We start from the raw sequence: 15,796 nt of genomic DNA on the forward strand, positions 1-15,796 counted from the left end.
TGGAAGTCTTCAGCATTTCCTTTTGGGATAGGGACCTGCTCTTTACCAATCCCCAGTGGATTAAAAAGCTGATGGCTCATAAAGTGATGATAACTCTGGGGGTGGTGTTCATCGAGCCCCACGTATTCGTCGAGATTAAAGGTTTTTATGTTGGAATAGTCGGTTTGATAGAGGGCATGATCCTCCAGGATGCGTTGATAGCATCCAATATACGTTCAGAAAGATTTTCAGTCAAACAGGAAAAAAAGAACCATGTTTTGTGATTGCCAAGTGAAGTGGTGATGGATATCATATAGTGATTGCGTATCAAACTGCAAGACTAGTGGAAAATGAAGGCATAAGGATATGCTAACTGGAGAAAAATAAGGGATGAAGAAATCAGTGCATTCGAATCAAAGAAACGAGAAAAGATTAGGATTAAGTTTTTGAAAAAGCACTGCGACGTTTATAAGGGAAGGAATAAAGCTTTTTTAACAGTAAAAATGGTTTTTTATGTGGAAACAAAAAAGGAAAGGACGGTATGCTTGAGAGAATGATGCATCTATGGTATTCTGAGGACATTCACAGGAATAATCAAGGAAAATAAAGAAAGAAGGCTTGTTGAATGAAAAAAATAGATGTCTTAAAAAAAATAGAAGAACAGTATGATGAGTTCACAGAAAGCCAAAAAATACTAGGCAAGTATATTTTAGACAATTATCGAGAAGCAGCTTTTTTATCGGCACAAGAGCTTGGTGATACATTAGGCTTCAGCGACGCAACGGTTATTAGATTTTCTAAAGTCTTAGGGTTTAATGGTTATACTGAGTTTAAGGACTCTATTAGAGAAAATATCAAAAGACAACTTTCACCAGATACAAAGCTATTGAAAAGCATGAAGAATTTTAAACACAAGGACGATGCCATTACGAATATATGTAAAGCGGATTTAAAGAATTTGGAAGAATATTTATTAAATATTAAAAGTGAGAGAATGGACCAAGCAGTTGATCAGATCTATAAAGCAGAAACAATTTATTTCTTAGGGTTGGGAACGAGTGTTATTGTGATAGATTTTTTAGCGTATCATATGAGACGGATGGGCTTTAGAGTAAATGTGATCCACCACGGTGGATTAATGCTGTTTGATCATTTAACGAGCATTAGCGAAAAAGATCTATTAATAGTTGCTACTTTCCCAAGGTATTCAAAAGATTCTATGAATGCTGTTCTTTATGCCAAGAAAAAGGGAGCTACGGTTGTTGTGATTACCGACAGTGAGTTGTCTGAAGTAGCGAATAAAGGCGATATTGTTTTAACGACAAAAACCAATAACACCAGCTTTTTTAATTCTTATATTGTTCCAATGGAATTGTGTAATCTACTATTGATAAGCATTCTAGAAAGAAATAAAGATAAAATTTACAGTAGTTTAAAAGAAAATATCAATAGCATGGAAGACTTTGATTTGTTTATCTAGACTAGAACCTTCGAAAGACTTTTTTTCGAAATATCTGTTAGATAATGTAAACGTACAATCAATAAAGGGCAGACCTATGAGGGGGTGCCCTTTTTTGTGTGGAAATTTTTTAAGAGCTAGAAGTTAATGTGCCTAATCGTAAACCAACTTCTCCTAAAGAGACTTAAAGCAGATTTATTGCAAATAATGAGAAAATTATAGTTGCAAATACTACACTAATAAAATATAATGTAGTAAAAACTACAACACAATAGGGGGGTATGTATGATGGAAAAATCGAGTGAGACTAAAAGAAAGCTTACAGAAAAATTCATTAAAAGCATTGAGAAAGCTGGTAATAAATTACCACACCCTTTAACACTGTTTACCTACTTAGCCATAGGCGTACTGATCATGTCTTTTTTTCTCTCCAAAGCAGATATGACCGTAAGCTACACCATGGCGTCCAGAGATGCAACTGAATTAGCAGAAGAAACAACAGTGGCAGTCGTAAATCTGCTCTCTAGACCAGAGCTCCAAAAAATAACAAGTGAATTTGTTACTACCTATATCCGCTTTTTTCCAATCGGATTAGTCATTGTAATGATGCTGGGGGTTGCAGTGGCAGAGCAATCTGGTTTAATTGAGGCCTTGATGAAAAAATTGGTATTGGGTGCCCCTGATTTTATGGTTACCTTTATTATTGCAATTGTAGGTATTTGCGCAAATGTGGCTTCAGATGCTGGCATTGTTTTTGCACCTGCCATAGGTGGGTCGGTTTTTTATGCCTTAGGAAGACATCCTATAGCTGGTATCTTAGCAGGTTATGTAGCCGCCTATGGAGGTTTTTCAGCAAATGCACTAGTGGCTGGTACAGATGCTATGCTTGCAGGTATTACTCAGTCAACGGCTACTTCTTTTGGTATTGATGCACCAATTCATCCATTGATGAACTGGTTTGTCATGGCTGCTTCTACATTGATGCTGGCACTAGTCGTCACTATTATAACAGAAAAGGTCATTACACCGATTTTAGGCACCTTTGATCCAGCGGATCCGAATTTGAAAATTGTAGATAAGAACGAATTCGCAGTAAAGGATAATGAAATAAAAGGTTTGAAAGCTGCCGGCATTGCAACGGCTATTTTCTTTGCTGTTCTTCTAATGCTCACAGTACCACAAAACGGATTCTTTAGAAGTGATGCTGGAGATTTACTGCCCAGATCTCCTTTAGTAGATAGTATCCTATTCTTAGTGTTTGCTTTCTTTATGGTAGTGGGTGTGATTTATGGAAAAGTAGCAGGAACAATTAAGTCTGATAAAGATATTGCTAAATTTATGCAAAGTGGATTAACAGGAGTTGCTGGATTTTTGGTAGTCTGTTTACCTGCATCTATGTTTGTAACATGGTTTGCAAGAAGTAATATTTCTACAGTATTAGCGGTTAAAGGTGCAGAGGCTTTGCAAAGCATGAATATATCAGGGATTCCCCTTATTTTGTCCTTTGCATTTTTATGTGCGGTATTAAATCTTTTTATTACGAGTGGTGCTTCGAAATGGATGCTCTTAGCTCCTATTTTTGTTCCCATGTTTGCAATGATGAATGTATCTCCTGCAACTACACAGATGGCTTACCGAATTGGAGATTCCATCACCAATATTATCTCACCGCTATCAGCCTACTTACCAGTCGTATTGGGAATGATGGAAAAATATAGAAATAAAGGGCAGGAAATGGGGATTGGTACGGTGATATCGTTGACCTTGCCATATTCCATAGTATTGTTGGTATGTTGGATGATATTTTTCGGTATTTGGCTAGCCTTAGGATTACCAATGGGACCGGGAGCACCAACCTACCTTATGTAATTTGAATAGAAGTGTAGTTGTAATAAAGCTCATTGATATAATCCTAGATTTAAAATATAACAATCGAGAGGAATGGGATGCTATGAAAAAAGTGTTGATCAGAGGTGGATATTTGATTGATCCAGGAAATAAGAAAGAAGGAAACTATGATCTTCTCGTTGAAGGCGATAGGATATCAAAAATTGAAAAAGAAATAACCGTCAATAAGGAGATTGAAGTGATTGAAGCAGATGGGAAATTTGTTGTTCCTGGCTTTGTAGATCTTCAAGTAAACCCAGGAAATACCATTGAGTATATTTCAGATATTTTACCATTTTGTGGCATTACAACACCTTTAATAATGCCCTGCAACACCTATGATGGAATACCTATTATCGATCATTATGGTGGATTGAAAAAAATGCTATCCATTTGTGAGGGCCTTCGAGTAAATATTGCCACAGCCATCTCCATAGAACCACCTGATACTGGTGGGCATGAAACCTATGTTAAGCTGGCGGTGCCCTATGAGAAATTAAGCAGCAGAATCGAAGAATTTATCGATTTAGGGATTACTTCTGTGGGAGAAGTGGTGTTACCACTTGGGGGGATTGCCCATATTACCAGCGACAGCAGTGAGGAGTTTTTAGATCGGTTATTAGAGGAAACAACTAAATATGATATGCCAGTATTGGTTCATACAGGATTAGGACTGGCAGGGATTCAAAAATCTGTAGAGATTACGAAAGGAAGAACTATGCATCTTTGTCATGTTGGAAGTACATGTTCTCAGGATAGTATTCACAAGGCACTAACATTGCTAGAAGATAATCCGCATATTACAACGGACACCCACTTGTCAGAAGTGGCGGGTAGCACTAGTAGAAATAGTAAGTTGGTGATGGACTATTTTAAAAGAGGAGAAGTAGTAAAAATAGACCCGCAAGATTTTAAGGTGTCCGTTCCTAAGGATATAAACACGGCGAAGCCACCCTTTTACTATAATAAGACTAACCTACTAGAAAACAATATTATATGCGCTTTGTCTGAAAGAGTAGAGGCTATCGAAACAGATGAGCTAGGAGATGGAATTAGAGCTAGAATCATGTTAAAAAATTTTTTCAGACTTGTTAACTCAGTGGCATTAGAACACGCAAAAATTAAAGTTTTAGGAAAATTAATCCAAAAACTAACGGTTAATCCTGCTAGAATATTAAAAATCAATAGAGGTACCTTAGGGGAAGGTGATTTTGCCGATGTGGTCATTCTGGATTTAGTAGGAGAAAAAGTTGATACAGTGCTTGTGAATGGTGAAACGGTTGTTTTCAATGGTCAGGCAACAGAGAAGAAACCTGGAAGAAGAATTCTTTATAAAGGTTAGTTAAACGAGGCAGGACAAGGGGAGGAGGGTTACCTTGTCCTGCCTTGTTAAATCTTTAGATTCTCCTCTCATCATTTACATAGATACGTATATGAAAAGAAGGGTACTGGTTATTAAAAATCGGTATAGCACAGTAGTTGTATTTTCTGTTAAATAATATACAATAAAAAGCATGTTATAACAAAGCTAGAAACTTCGAAGTGAAAATTTAATAAGGTAAAAGGGAGACTATAGACCATGGATTATAGTCAATTAAGATTTGTCGTTGAAATTGTAGAAACAGGAAGTATTTCAAAAGCGGCTAGCAATCTATTTATTTCTCAGCCGAATTTAAGTAATCAAATTGCTAATTTAGAAAAGATTTTGGGGAAAAATATCTTTTATAGAAGCAATAGAGGGGTAACGCTTACTTCCTATGGGGTGGAAGTTTACAGTTATGCAAAAGCACTGGTAGAGCAATATGCGATGGTAGAAAAAAAGCTCATGACCCGCTCCAACGAAAATAAAATTAAGATAGCTTCTTTTGGATCAGAAGTCATAAACTCCCAATTTTTCGAAATATGCAAAAGGTATAACGAAAATAATTATGAATTTAATTTATGTGAATGTGGTGTTGAAGCAGCAATCCAGAAAGTGAATATGAGAGATTGCGATGTTGCTTTAATCATCTATAGCGATTTTCAGCAGAACAAATTGGGACAGCTATTGACCGCACAAGAGCTGGAGTTAAAAAACCTTTTTCAAGGGCAACTAAAAATTCATGTGAGTCAAAAATATCCATTAAGTAAAAAAAGTAATATTACGAGAAAAGATTTAGAAGGGTTGTTTCATGTAAAAAAAGCGTATCTTTTTGAAGGCATGTTCAGCCTTGATTACGAGCTTCAATTTTTAGGAATACCAGAAAATCAAAAAACAATATTGGCAAATGGAAATAAAACGTATAATGATGCCTTACATAACTTACCTTCTTTTGCCATAGAGATAGACTGGAAATGTAATAAGGCCTTGCCGAGTGATCTGAATAGAATCCCTTATGAAAACAAAAATCTGCCGATCACCTGTGGATTAGTAAAGAGAAAAAATGAATTTTTAAAGGAAGAGCTATCCTTTTTTGTAGAAAAGTTAATCGATGCGTATGGGTAATAGGTGCTTAATTAAAAAGCATATCAGATGTCTAAGCATTAGAATAAAGAGGAGGAAGTATATAGTGAAGAAAAACATTTTGTTAATGATCATCTTAGCGTTGACTTTTGTCGCAAATGTGGCCTGTAGCAATTCTGAGGCAACTAATATTGCTGCAGAAGAAAAAAGTGAAGAGGCAGTGGATACGGTTACAGCTAGTTCTGAGCAAGTTGACGGAGTAACCACAGCATCGGTTGTAGCGGACCGTTATCGGAACAATTATGAACCAAACGGGTTTACAGATTCTGATCAGAAAAAAGCATTATTTGTTGTAGGAGATCCACGAAAGTATAGTGTACAGTATGATATGACCTATACAGCTATGAAGCATTTCGAAGAAAAAGGAATAGAAGTAGAGTTGAGGGATTTATATGACATGGATTGGAACCCAGTCTTGTCGGCAGAGGAATTCTATTACCAGAAAGATGGAAAAGGAACAGTGCCTGAAGATGTAAAAGTGGAACAGGATTTGGTAACCCAGGCAGATTATATTATTTTCTCTTATCCTAATTGGCATGACACACCAAATGTGATGGTAAAAGGTTATATGGAGAGAGTTTTTGCCAGCCAGTTTGCATATACCAACGAAGGACCAGAAGGATTGCTAGTAGGAAAAGGCATGTATACCATAAGCAACTGTGGTTTTCTTGGAGGCGGCAGAGGCTTTGTAGGAGATGGTGTGGGCATCAATGATGACTTGTGGGATGAGTATATGGAAGCTTTCCGTGTTTTCGATGAAGATACTGCCGGTTGGTGGGGGATGGAAAACCTAGGCAGATTTATGAATGACAGAACGCCGGCCAATGACGACGAAAACTACGAAACAGAAATGATGGAGCTTAGAAATACGCTAATCAATCATTTGGATACAACGTTTTTTTAATCAAATCAACAAAAGAACCACTTAAAGGGAAAGAGATCCCAAGGAGTGGTTCTTTTTTTAGCGTAAACAATTGGACAATATCGACGGTGAACATTCAATAGATATAGACATAGGGGAAAGAGGAAATTCTGAGGCTATGAAGGTTGACATAAGCACGCTTAAAAGCAAGGATCGCTGGACAGCCATATAGTAGAAGGCATTCGCTATTTATGCTATACTCAAACCAAAGAAATTTTATCCGATTGATAAAGAAAACAAAGACCTCTAAACAATAAAAAACAAGGGCCAGGAATAGAGAAGAGGGTTGAAATGACACAAGATAAATCGTTTAACGCCCATAGCAAACACCGTATCTTGATGCATGGAATAAAAGAGAAAAATGTCGCAAAAACCTGCCGCGTTTTTGGAATTTCCAGAACCATTTATTATCGTTGGATGAAAGCTTACAAAAAAGAAGGAATGAAAGGACTGGAGGGGAAAGAACGGAAGCCGCCTGTTATGAAAAATAAGATTGGGAAGCAGTGGGAGGAAGAAATTCTTGATTATGTTCTTCTGTATCCAGAAGATGGCCCTAAACGGATTTTTTATGAAATGAAGTCCCGCGGGATGGAAATCAGTGAATCGGGCATTTACAAGGTGTTGCTCCGAAAGAATTTGACCCGAAAGGTGCAACGAAGAAACTTTGCTCAAGAAAAAGCCATGGACCCTGTCAAAGAAAATAAAAAGGAAGAAGGGTTTTACAGAAAGGAAGTGCCAGTAAAGGGCATAGGCGATCTAATGATTCAAAGGATTGATTATTTAGGCCGATTTCAGGGTGCGGGAAGGGTTTATCAGTATACCTTGTACGATCTTTATTCCGGATTAGCCGTGTCTCGTATCTTTCAAGGAAAAAACCAGATTGATATTGGCTTTCTTCTTGACCGGAAAATTCGGTACCTATTAAAAACCTTTGATGCTTCCATAACCCTGCTTTGCAGTTGCTATCAAAAAGAGTTTTTACCCTATTTTATCAAAGGCGATATGCTCCAAAGAGCTTTAGAAGATCTGAACATTGACCATCAGTTCATTAAAGAAAACCATCCGATGGTAGAAAAACTCAAGGCATTTCAACGAGATCTTCGAGCCGGATTTTATAAAGAACTGGAAAAAAACGGAGGACTTTTTCATTTTAGAGAAATGGAAAAAGCCTTGGAACAGCAAATCCGCCGGCATAACTTTTTTATCCCCATCAAAGCAGGGCTTCATCAAGGGAAGGCACCAATCGAAATGATGATCGAATCGTCAAAGATCAAAGAAAGTGACTTGGAATCCTTGCCGCTGTGGATTTTGGCATTATTGGATCGGCGAAGGGAGGAAAAAAGCAATGGGTGAAACAAAGGACAAAATTGCCATTGTGGGCGGCGGTCTTGCCGGACTTACCATTGCTTATGAGTTAAAGAAAAAAGGATATCAAAACATTACCCTCTTTGAAAAGGAAGGGCGCCTCGGTGGAAAACTCTACAGCTATCACTATAAAGGTCGGTCCTACGAACTAGGGGCTACGTTTGGCCTTGCAACACAAAAAAACCTTTGTCGATTGATGGATGAACTGAATGTACGACCGGATGGTCCTAACCTTGCAAGAGTCTACTATAATGAAAAAAAGGAAAAAACCCTGCAAATACCCAGAGAAAAACTGACAAGCTTTATTGCAGAAATGGATAGACTGCCTTTGGTCTTAGAAAAATATCCGTCTCTGAAGGAAGCTGGTTTTGGTAATAGCGAAAAAGCCTTGATGAAACCCTTTGACGCATGGTGTCGTCAAGAAGGATTTCACCTGTTGCCTTCCATTTACCGCAATCATTTTACCGGATACGGCCTGGGAGAAATCGAAAAAGTACCGGCACTCTATGTTTTGAAAGCCTTAGATTACGATTCTGTCCGATCTTTTCTTGAGGTTCCGGAACTTTTCACATGGAAAAAAGGAATTTCAGAAATTGCTTACCGGTTGGGAGAAAAAGTGGAGGATATCCGGCTAGGGCAGCCGGTGGTCAGGCTGATAAAAGAAAAGAATGACTCCCAAAAGCAGGTACTGAAAATAGAAACACCTTACGAAACAGCATTTTATGACAAGGTGATCTGGACGGCTCCACCTCATATATTAAAGGATATCTTTGAAGAAGACATCCAGAAAGAAGCCATGGAAAAGCTTCGCTATCATGACTATAGCGTTCATGGAATTCTTGGTGAAAATTTGCCTCAGGGATGTGGCATTGAAATCTCTTTTGTGACACAAGCTGTTGGAGGCGTACCACTGATATGGATCAATCGGTGGGACCCTTCAGAGATTCTTACGGTCTTTTCCTATCAGGGACGAAAACAAAAGAAGCAGGAACATCTTTACGGTTTACTCCATCATTTTAGGGCATGGGGAGGGCGGAACCTTCGGCTGCATCGGACGGCTCATTGGAAACAAGGCCCCTATCTGGAAGAAGGGATATTAAAACAAGGATTTTATCACAGTGTGGAGAAAAGACAGGGGGAAAACGGCCTTTACTTGGCAGGAGAACTCTTTAGCGGTGTTTCTATGGACAAGGTAATTGGTTATGGAAACGCACTGGTAGAGAGATACTTCTAAAAGTTTACTTACAGGATGAGTTGACATATAGGAAGATAAAAAGGAAGCAAAGCGTTGAATTCCATCATGGATAAGAGCGAAAGGACATGGTGGAAATGTCAACACAAGTCGTAAGATAAACAGAGGGAAACCCAGATGTAAGAAGGGTTTCCTTTTTTTTGACAGAAAAAACCCTCTGAGCTATAGTGAAACTGAAAGATTGTTAAAAAATTAATAAATAGGTTGTAGGTACAGAACAGCAATATATGAAAACCATGAAAACAGAGAAAAAAATCCAAAGACACCAAAGACAAGGAACAAGAAACAAGAAGCAAAAAAGAGGAGGGAAAAAATGGAAGCATTTAAGGTCATTGAAATTAAAAAGAGCGTATACAAGGATAATGATGAGCGAGCTAGTCTTCTAAGAAAAGATTTGGAAAAGCAGGAAATCTTTTTATTAAACCTGATGTCCTCTCCGGGATCAGGGAAGACCACTACTGTTCTGGGAACCATCGAAGAGCTGAAAGCAAAAACCCGGATGGGAGTCATGGAAGCGGATATTGATTCCGATGTTGATGCCATGTCTGTTGCAACAACCAATACAAAAGTGATCCAGCTTCATACAGGAGGCATGTGTCATATTGATGCAGAAATGACAAAAGAAGGGCTGCGTCAACTGGGAACAGAGGACCTTGATTTTGTTATCTTAGAAAACATAGGCAACCTAATTTGTACAGCCGGCTATGATGTGGGTGCGGCTAAAAACGTAATGATTCTCAGCGTTCCTGAAGGGGATGATAAACCGCTGAAATACCCTGTAATGTTTGAAAAGGTAGACTGTATTCTTGTTAATAAAATTGATGCCATGGCCTTCTTTGATTTCAATATGGAGAAACTAAAAGAAAGGGTAGCGACACTGAACCCGGATGCTACCATCATCCCTATTTCATCGAAAACAGGTGAAGGAATGGATGCATGGATAGGATGGTTGTTATCGGCCATGGAACAATGGAAGAAACACATTCATTCCCAGAGTGAGTAAGGAGTTGGCAATGAGCTGATAAGAAGTGGGTAAAACCTTTGGACAGAAACAAAAGGAGGGGTTTTGATGGTGAAAGAACGGGTCTTGGATTATGCCAATAAAATAAGTCGCACCAAAAAAGGAAAAGCGGAGGGCATTACCTCGGACCGGCCAGAATACAAAATTTTGGCACCGGTGGTGACGGAGGAAATGGCAGAAGTAGGAATGATGCTAGCATTTCGGGAACCGCAAAATGCCATGGATATTGCTAAGAAAATGGGTCGCTCCAAGGAAGAAGTAGAAAAACAGCTATGGGAACTGGCTCTTTGTGGAGCCGCTTTTGTCAGTGAGATGGATGGCGTGGATCACTACTGGCATGATATTTGGGTGCCGGGGCATATGGAAATGATGGCAAACCATAAAGAAAATGTGGAGAAATATCCGGAAATTGCCATGGCCTTTGACGAATACGGAAAAGTCCGGGGACCTAAAGCCGCAGGCATCTTTCCCATAGGAACCGGTCCGATGCGGGTAATTCCCATTGAAGAGACCATTCAGGGCGAGACAAGAAAAGCTTCCTATGAAGAAGTTTCGCAATACCTGAAAGACAGCCATCGGTTTTCTGTTTCTGATTGTTCCTGCAGAACCTCCAGAGAAGTGATGGGTGAAGGATGTGGGCATCTAAAAGAGGATATGTGCATTCAACTGGACCATGCCGCCGAATATTATATTCGAACCGGAAGAGGTCGGGAAATTACAAGAGAAGAAGCCTTTGAGATTATTCATCGAGCCGAAGAAAACGGTTTAATGCACTCCATCCCCAATTTGGACGGACCAGGAAAAACCCATGCCATATGCAACTGTTGCGGATGTTCCTGTTTTGCCATGAGGATTGCAGCCATGTATCGGAATCCGGATATGGTACGATCCAATTATGTTTCGAAAGTAGATGAAGACAAATGCGTGGCCTGTGGAGAATGTGTGGAGAACTGTCCCACCAATGCCCTGCGTTTGGGGCAAAAAATTTGCACGAAAACACCGATTCATCGGGAAGAAGGAGAGGTACCCTACGATACCGAGTGGGGACCGGAGAGATGGAATATGGATTACCGACAAAACATGCAAGTGGTAGTCGATTCAGGAACCAGCCCCTGTAAAGCCGAATGTCCGGCTCATATAGGGATTCAAGGCTATATTAAACTGGCCGCCGAAGGAAAGTATATGGAAGCTCTGGAACTAATCAAAGAAGAAAATCCTCTGCCGGCAGTTTGTGGAAGAATCTGTCCCAAAAACTGTGAATCAGCCTGTACACGTAGTGATTTGGATGACCCGATTGCCATTGATGATATTAAGAAATTTATTGCAGATAAAGAATTACAAGAAGAAAATCGATTTATTCCCAGGAAAAAAGGAAGGCACAGCGAGAAAATTGCTGTTATCGGATCAGGCCCCGGAGGCTTATCCTGCGCCTATTATCTGGCAATCCAGGGATATCCGGTTACGATCTTTGAAAGAGAAAAAGAACTGGGAGGAATGCTGACCCTGGGAATACCTAATTATCGACTGGAAAAAGAAGTTATTCTTTCTGAGATTGAAGTCCTGAAAGCTTTGGGAGTTGAGTTCCAGACAGGTGTTGAGGTAGGAAAGGACAGGACGCTTAAAGACCTACGGGAAGAAGGGTATCAGGCTTTTTACCTGGCCATAGGTGCACAGAAAGGACAACTCCTGGGATTGGAAGGAGAAAAAGGTGAAGGGGTAATGACTGGCGTTGAGTTTCTGAAAAAAGTCAATCTGGAAGAGGCTGTTGACATTCAGGGACCAGTGGTGGTAATCGGTGGTGGCAATGTGGCCATAGATGTGTCAAGAACAGCTGTACGCCTTGCAGAACATGAAGTAACCATGGTCTGTCTGGAGGCGGAAGAGGAAATGCCGGCGTTGGAGGAAGAAATTTATGAGGCGAAAGAAGAAGAAGTGCTTATCCAAAATGGATGGGGACCTAAAAGAATTCTCCGTCATGAAGGGAACGTAACCGGTGTAGAATTTGCAAGATGCTTACAGGTAACAGACGAAAAAGGAAGATTTCGGCCTGTCTTTGATGAAACTCAAAAGAAAATCATCAAAGCAAACCATGTATTTCTTTCCGTGGGACAAAAAATTGATTGGGGCTCTTTACTGGATGGCAGCAACGTAAAACGTAATGGAAATGAAACCGCTAAAGCGGATGGAATTACCTTTCAAACCGATGAACCTGATATTTTTGTAGGGGGAGATGCCCTGACAGGACCCAAATTTGCCATTGATGCCATTGCTCAGGGAAAAGAAGGAGCCATTTCTATTCATCGCTTTGTGCATAGAGGACAAAGCTTGACCCTTGGGAGAAGAAATCGGGATTACCGTCCTTTAGATAAAGAAAATCTTGATCTGGCAGGCTATGACCAGCTTCCACGGCAACGTATGAATGTGCTGAAAGGCAAGGAAACGAAAAAGACCTTTAAGGATCTTCGTGGCATTTTTACAGAGGAGCAATTGAAAAAAGAAACAGAACGCTGTCTGGATTGCGGTGCAACAGAGGTAGATGAGTTTATGTGTGTGGGATGTGGTTCCTGTGTGACAAAATGTAAGTTTGATGCCATTTCACTGCAACGTAAATATGATAAAACCTCTGTGGAATTTGAAAAACTGAAACCTATCGTTGTGAAATATGCTTTGCAGCGAAAACTAAGAATTAAAAAGAAAGAAATGAAAAGAAGGTTCAAAAAAATGATCGGCAATGCATAGACGCTTGGTAATTCGTATAAATATTCTGTTGATAGACGAGAGGAAACAATGGTCAGCAAAAGGAGGGTAATGATGTTCTTTTTCGAAGATCTCACCATCATTAATATAGTAACTTTTATAGTGGTTATCTTGGCAGCAATTGGCATCAATGAGCTTTTACGAATGAGCAAAAAAATAAGCATCGGCATTTTTTTGGTGCTTCCCTTTATCATGACCTTTTACTGGATATCGAATGATAGCGAAGTGGTGTCATGGTTTTTCTGGGTGAAAGTCTATTCGGCACTGGCTGGTTCGCTGATTTACATGGTCGTTCGATTTACCGATTATCCGGTGAAACATCCCGGCTACCTGTTGCTGATTCCAGGAATCTTAGCTTTAAATATACTGGAAGCCGTAGTGAGAGAGTTTCAGGTAGTCCTAGCAGGCTTTCATGGGATGGTGGATGGAGCCTACTATATTTCCGGCGGATGGAACTATGTCAATGCGGTGGCAGGAATTATAAACATCCTATTGCTTTGTGGCTGGGTAGGGATTAAAAGGAAAGAAAGAAAAAACAGAGTTGATATGGTCTGGCCGGATCTGGGCTCCATGTACATTATGGCCTACGCCCTATGGAATATCTCTTATGTGTATTCCTGTTCTCCCAATAACGCTTTATATTCCGGTTTTGCACTGAACCTGGCACCCATCATCCCTGCTTTTTTCTGGGCTAAAGGAACCTGGATGCAAAACCGAGCCCATACCTTGAGTGTATGGATGATTCTTATTATGACCTTTCCTTACCTATTCGCCGATGGCAGCATGCTTCAGGCCAGCCTAAGCTATCATGCTATCGCAAATTGGAGCCTGGCCATTGCTTCTTTGGGACTTAACGGAACCCTTTTTGTATGGCAAGCAGCAAGAATCCTTAAAACAAAGAAAAACCCTCTCAGAGAAGAAATATGGGTGGGAACCAGTCAGTATCAGGGAGAAGACGAGGTGACAGAAAATGCACGAACTGGGCGTAGTAATAGAAGTGGTCAAGAGTGTTCAACGAGTAGCGCAAGAACATAAGATTACAGAAATCGACACGTTGGTATTACAAATTGGAGAACTTTCATCGATGATTCCCCGATATGTGGAAGCCTGTTATCCAGCAGCGGTGGAGGGAACCCTGCTGGAAAATACAAAACTGGAGATAGAAGTGATTCCGGCCAATGGCCGATGTCGGGGATGTGGTCATTTGTTTCACCTTATCCAGCATCCGGAAAAATGCCCAGGCTGTCAGAGCACCAATTGGGAATTGCTACGAGGAAAAGAATTTTTCATTAAAGAAATCCTTGCACGATAAGAAAAACAAGAAGAATAGGGAAAACAAGAAGAATAAGAAGGAGGATCATCATGAACAATAAAAACACAAGAGAACTCGTTTGGGGTGCCATGCTAATAGCCGTCGGAGTGGTATTGCCCATAGCTTTTCATGCGGTGGGAGGTGCGGGGCCGGTCTTCCTTCCCATGCATTTACCAGTGTTTTTTGCCGGAATAATGCTCAATCCCTATTTAGCCGGAGTCGTTGGGTTTTTAACTCCCTTCATTAGCAGTATGTTGACCGGCATGCCTCCTCTTTTTCCGATGATGCCGATTATGATGATGGAACTGGCAACCTACGGCTTTGTAACCAGCCATTTAGTTTATCAAAAAAACAGAAGGCTTCTTCCGGCCCTATGCATCAGCATGGTTGCCGGAAGAATGGTGGCAGGCTTTACGGTGTGGGGACTCAGCTGGTTTTTTGCGGTTGCTCTGCCGGGACCAATCCTCTTTCTTTCTGGAAGCATTCTTACAGGAATTCCGGGAATTCTGATTCAGCTTATCTTTATCCCTTCCGTGATAGGTATTATATCTCTGCGAAAAAAAGAAGTGGGGTACCGGTAATGACGAAAACAGAAAAAGAAAGAGCTTTTTTTAATGAAAAAGCGGCTACCTGGGATCAACAGGTGGTTCATAATCCTGAAAAAATTTCTGCCATTCTTGATACCATAGGCATTCAAAAAGGAGATAGAATATTAGACGTGGGATGTGGTACAGGGGTTCTAACACCATATCTTTTGGAGAAACTGCAAGGGGAAGGATGGATTCTTGCTATGGATCTGGCGGAAGAAATGATAAAAAGAGCAAAAGAGAAATATTCAGATCCACAGATAGAATACCGAAGAGGAAATGTGCTGGAAGACCTGGAAGACGAAACCTTTCATCATATTATCTGTTACTCCATGTTCCCTCATTTTGAGAACAAAGAAGAAGCGATCCATCAGATGAAGAAGCACCTTAAAGAAAAAGGAACCCTTACCATTGCGCATAGTAACAGCCGGGAAGAAATTAACGGCGTCCATAAAAAACAGGCCGCGACCATCGTGGCAGAAGATCGACTTCCTTCAGAAGAAACATTGACTGCTTTCGGGAAAGAAGTTGGCTTAGAAAAAGAACATGTTATTGACTCCTCCGAGTACTTCGTGGTGATGCTACGTAATACGGAGTAAAGGAGAAGTTCCATTCCATTGACAATCAAAAATTCCCGACAACTCCCGATAACTCCTGATAGGATGTCGGGAGTTTTTTGATTAAAAAACTTTCCTTTCACGAATAAATTCCTATAAGGTATAATGAGTGAGAGGGAGAAAGAAGTATCGGAA

13 protein-coding genes are annotated in these 15,796 nt (G+C 40.1%); all 13 read left to right on the plus strand.

Annotation, left to right across the window (positions count from 1 at the left end):
- Nucleotides 1-604 precede the first annotated feature (604 nt).
- The 13 genes from BLV55_RS12850 (at nt 605) to BLV55_RS12910 (ending at nt 15,643) form a co-directional block, all read left to right on the plus strand.
- Complete coding sequence (locus BLV55_RS12850; RefSeq protein ID WP_093315103.1) at nt 605-1,459, plus strand: MurR/RpiR family transcriptional regulator; 855 nt, start codon at nt 605-607, stop codon at nt 1,457-1,459.
- Between the two features lie 264 nt (nt 1,460-1,723).
- The gene (locus tag BLV55_RS12855) at nt 1,724-3,307 is read left to right on the plus strand and encodes an AbgT family transporter (RefSeq protein ID WP_207646081.1); all 1,584 of its coding nucleotides are present in this window, start codon (nt 1,724-1,726) and stop codon (nt 3,305-3,307) included.
- Nucleotides 3,308-3,389: 82 nt separating this feature from the next.
- The gene (locus tag BLV55_RS12860) at nt 3,390-4,667 is read left to right on the plus strand and encodes an amidohydrolase family protein (RefSeq protein WP_093315105.1); all 1,278 of its coding nucleotides are present in this window, start codon (nt 3,390-3,392) and stop codon (nt 4,665-4,667) included.
- 237 nt (nt 4,668-4,904) lie between these two features.
- A complete protein-coding gene (locus tag BLV55_RS12865) occupies nt 4,905-5,810 on the plus strand; it encodes a LysR family transcriptional regulator (protein WP_093315106.1) in 906 nt (301 codons plus the stop codon).
- A gap of 64 nt (nt 5,811-5,874) precedes the next feature.
- Nucleotides 5,875-6,732, plus strand: a complete 858-nt coding sequence (locus BLV55_RS12870) for an NAD(P)H-dependent oxidoreductase (RefSeq protein WP_093315108.1) — start codon at nt 5,875-5,877, stop codon at nt 6,730-6,732.
- A 309-nt stretch (nt 6,733-7,041) separates the two neighbouring features.
- A complete protein-coding gene (locus BLV55_RS12875) occupies nt 7,042-8,103 on the plus strand; it encodes a helix-turn-helix domain-containing protein (protein ID WP_093315110.1) in 1,062 nt (353 codons plus the stop codon).
- Nucleotides 8,096-9,349: an FAD-dependent oxidoreductase gene (locus BLV55_RS12880; protein ID WP_093315112.1), complete on the plus strand. Its 1,254-nt coding sequence runs from the start codon at nt 8,096-8,098 to the stop codon at nt 9,347-9,349. The genes BLV55_RS12875 and BLV55_RS12880 overlap by 8 nt, the downstream gene beginning before the upstream one ends.
- A 331-nt stretch (nt 9,350-9,680) precedes the next feature.
- Nucleotides 9,681-10,370, plus strand: a complete 690-nt coding sequence (gene hypB / locus BLV55_RS12885) for a hydrogenase nickel incorporation protein HypB (RefSeq protein ID WP_093315114.1) — start codon at nt 9,681-9,683, stop codon at nt 10,368-10,370.
- A 66-nt stretch (nt 10,371-10,436) separates the two neighbouring features.
- The gene (locus BLV55_RS12890; protein ID WP_093315116.1) at nt 10,437-13,127 is read left to right on the plus strand and encodes an FAD-dependent oxidoreductase; all 2,691 of its coding nucleotides are present in this window, start codon (nt 10,437-10,439) and stop codon (nt 13,125-13,127) included.
- Between the two features lie 72 nt (nt 13,128-13,199).
- Entirely contained in the window at nt 13,200-14,180 is a 981-nt protein-coding gene (locus tag BLV55_RS12895) for a DUF5692 family protein (RefSeq protein ID WP_093315118.1), read from the plus strand.
- Complete coding sequence (locus BLV55_RS12900; protein WP_093315120.1) at nt 14,116-14,457, plus strand: hydrogenase maturation nickel metallochaperone HypA/HybF; 342 nt, start codon at nt 14,116-14,118, stop codon at nt 14,455-14,457. Before BLV55_RS12895 ends, BLV55_RS12900 begins: the two co-directional genes overlap by 65 nt.
- Before the next feature lie 50 nt (nt 14,458-14,507).
- Complete coding sequence (locus tag BLV55_RS12905; protein WP_093315122.1) at nt 14,508-15,038, plus strand: ECF transporter S component; 531 nt, start codon at nt 14,508-14,510, stop codon at nt 15,036-15,038.
- Entirely contained in the window at nt 15,038-15,643 is a 606-nt protein-coding gene (locus BLV55_RS12910; RefSeq protein WP_093315124.1) for a class I SAM-dependent methyltransferase, read from the plus strand. Before BLV55_RS12905 ends, BLV55_RS12910 begins: the two co-directional genes overlap by 1 nt.
- Nucleotides 15,644-15,796 lie beyond the last annotated feature (153 nt).

It is taken from the genome of Tindallia californiensis (genome assembly GCF_900107405.1).
GTDB lineage: Bacteria > Bacillota > Clostridia > Peptostreptococcales > Tindalliaceae > Tindallia > Tindallia californiensis.

What these genes read in the sequence shown, in the direction of transcription:
- BLV55_RS12865 (WP_093315106.1), top strand. Translation starts at nt 4,905, where the DNA reads ATGGATTATAGTCAATTAAGATTTGTCGTTGAAATTGTAGAAACAGGA.
- BLV55_RS12860 (WP_093315105.1), top strand. Translation starts at nt 3,390, where the DNA reads ATGAAAAAAGTGTTGATCAGAGGTGGATATTTGATTGATCCAGGAAAT.
- BLV55_RS12890 (WP_093315116.1), top strand. Translation starts at nt 10,437, where the DNA reads ATGGTGAAAGAACGGGTCTTGGATTATGCCAATAAAATAAGTCGCACC.
- BLV55_RS12855 (WP_207646081.1), top strand. Translation starts at nt 1,724, where the DNA reads ATGATGGAAAAATCGAGTGAGACTAAAAGAAAGCTTACAGAAAAATTC.
- BLV55_RS12905 (WP_093315122.1), top strand. Translation starts at nt 14,508, where the DNA reads ATGAACAATAAAAACACAAGAGAACTCGTTTGGGGTGCCATGCTAATA.
- hypB (WP_093315114.1), top strand. Translation starts at nt 9,681, where the DNA reads ATGGAAGCATTTAAGGTCATTGAAATTAAAAAGAGCGTATACAAGGAT.
- BLV55_RS12910 (WP_093315124.1), top strand. Translation starts at nt 15,038, where the DNA reads ATGACGAAAACAGAAAAAGAAAGAGCTTTTTTTAATGAAAAAGCGGCT.
- BLV55_RS12900 (WP_093315120.1), top strand. Translation starts at nt 14,116, where the DNA reads ATGCACGAACTGGGCGTAGTAATAGAAGTGGTCAAGAGTGTTCAACGA.
- BLV55_RS12895 (WP_093315118.1), top strand. Translation starts at nt 13,200, where the DNA reads ATGTTCTTTTTCGAAGATCTCACCATCATTAATATAGTAACTTTTATA.
- BLV55_RS12880 (WP_093315112.1), top strand. Translation starts at nt 8,096, where the DNA reads ATGGGTGAAACAAAGGACAAAATTGCCATTGTGGGCGGCGGTCTTGCC.
- BLV55_RS12875 (WP_093315110.1), top strand. Translation starts at nt 7,042, where the DNA reads ATGACACAAGATAAATCGTTTAACGCCCATAGCAAACACCGTATCTTG.
- BLV55_RS12850 (WP_093315103.1), top strand. Translation starts at nt 605, where the DNA reads ATGAAAAAAATAGATGTCTTAAAAAAAATAGAAGAACAGTATGATGAG.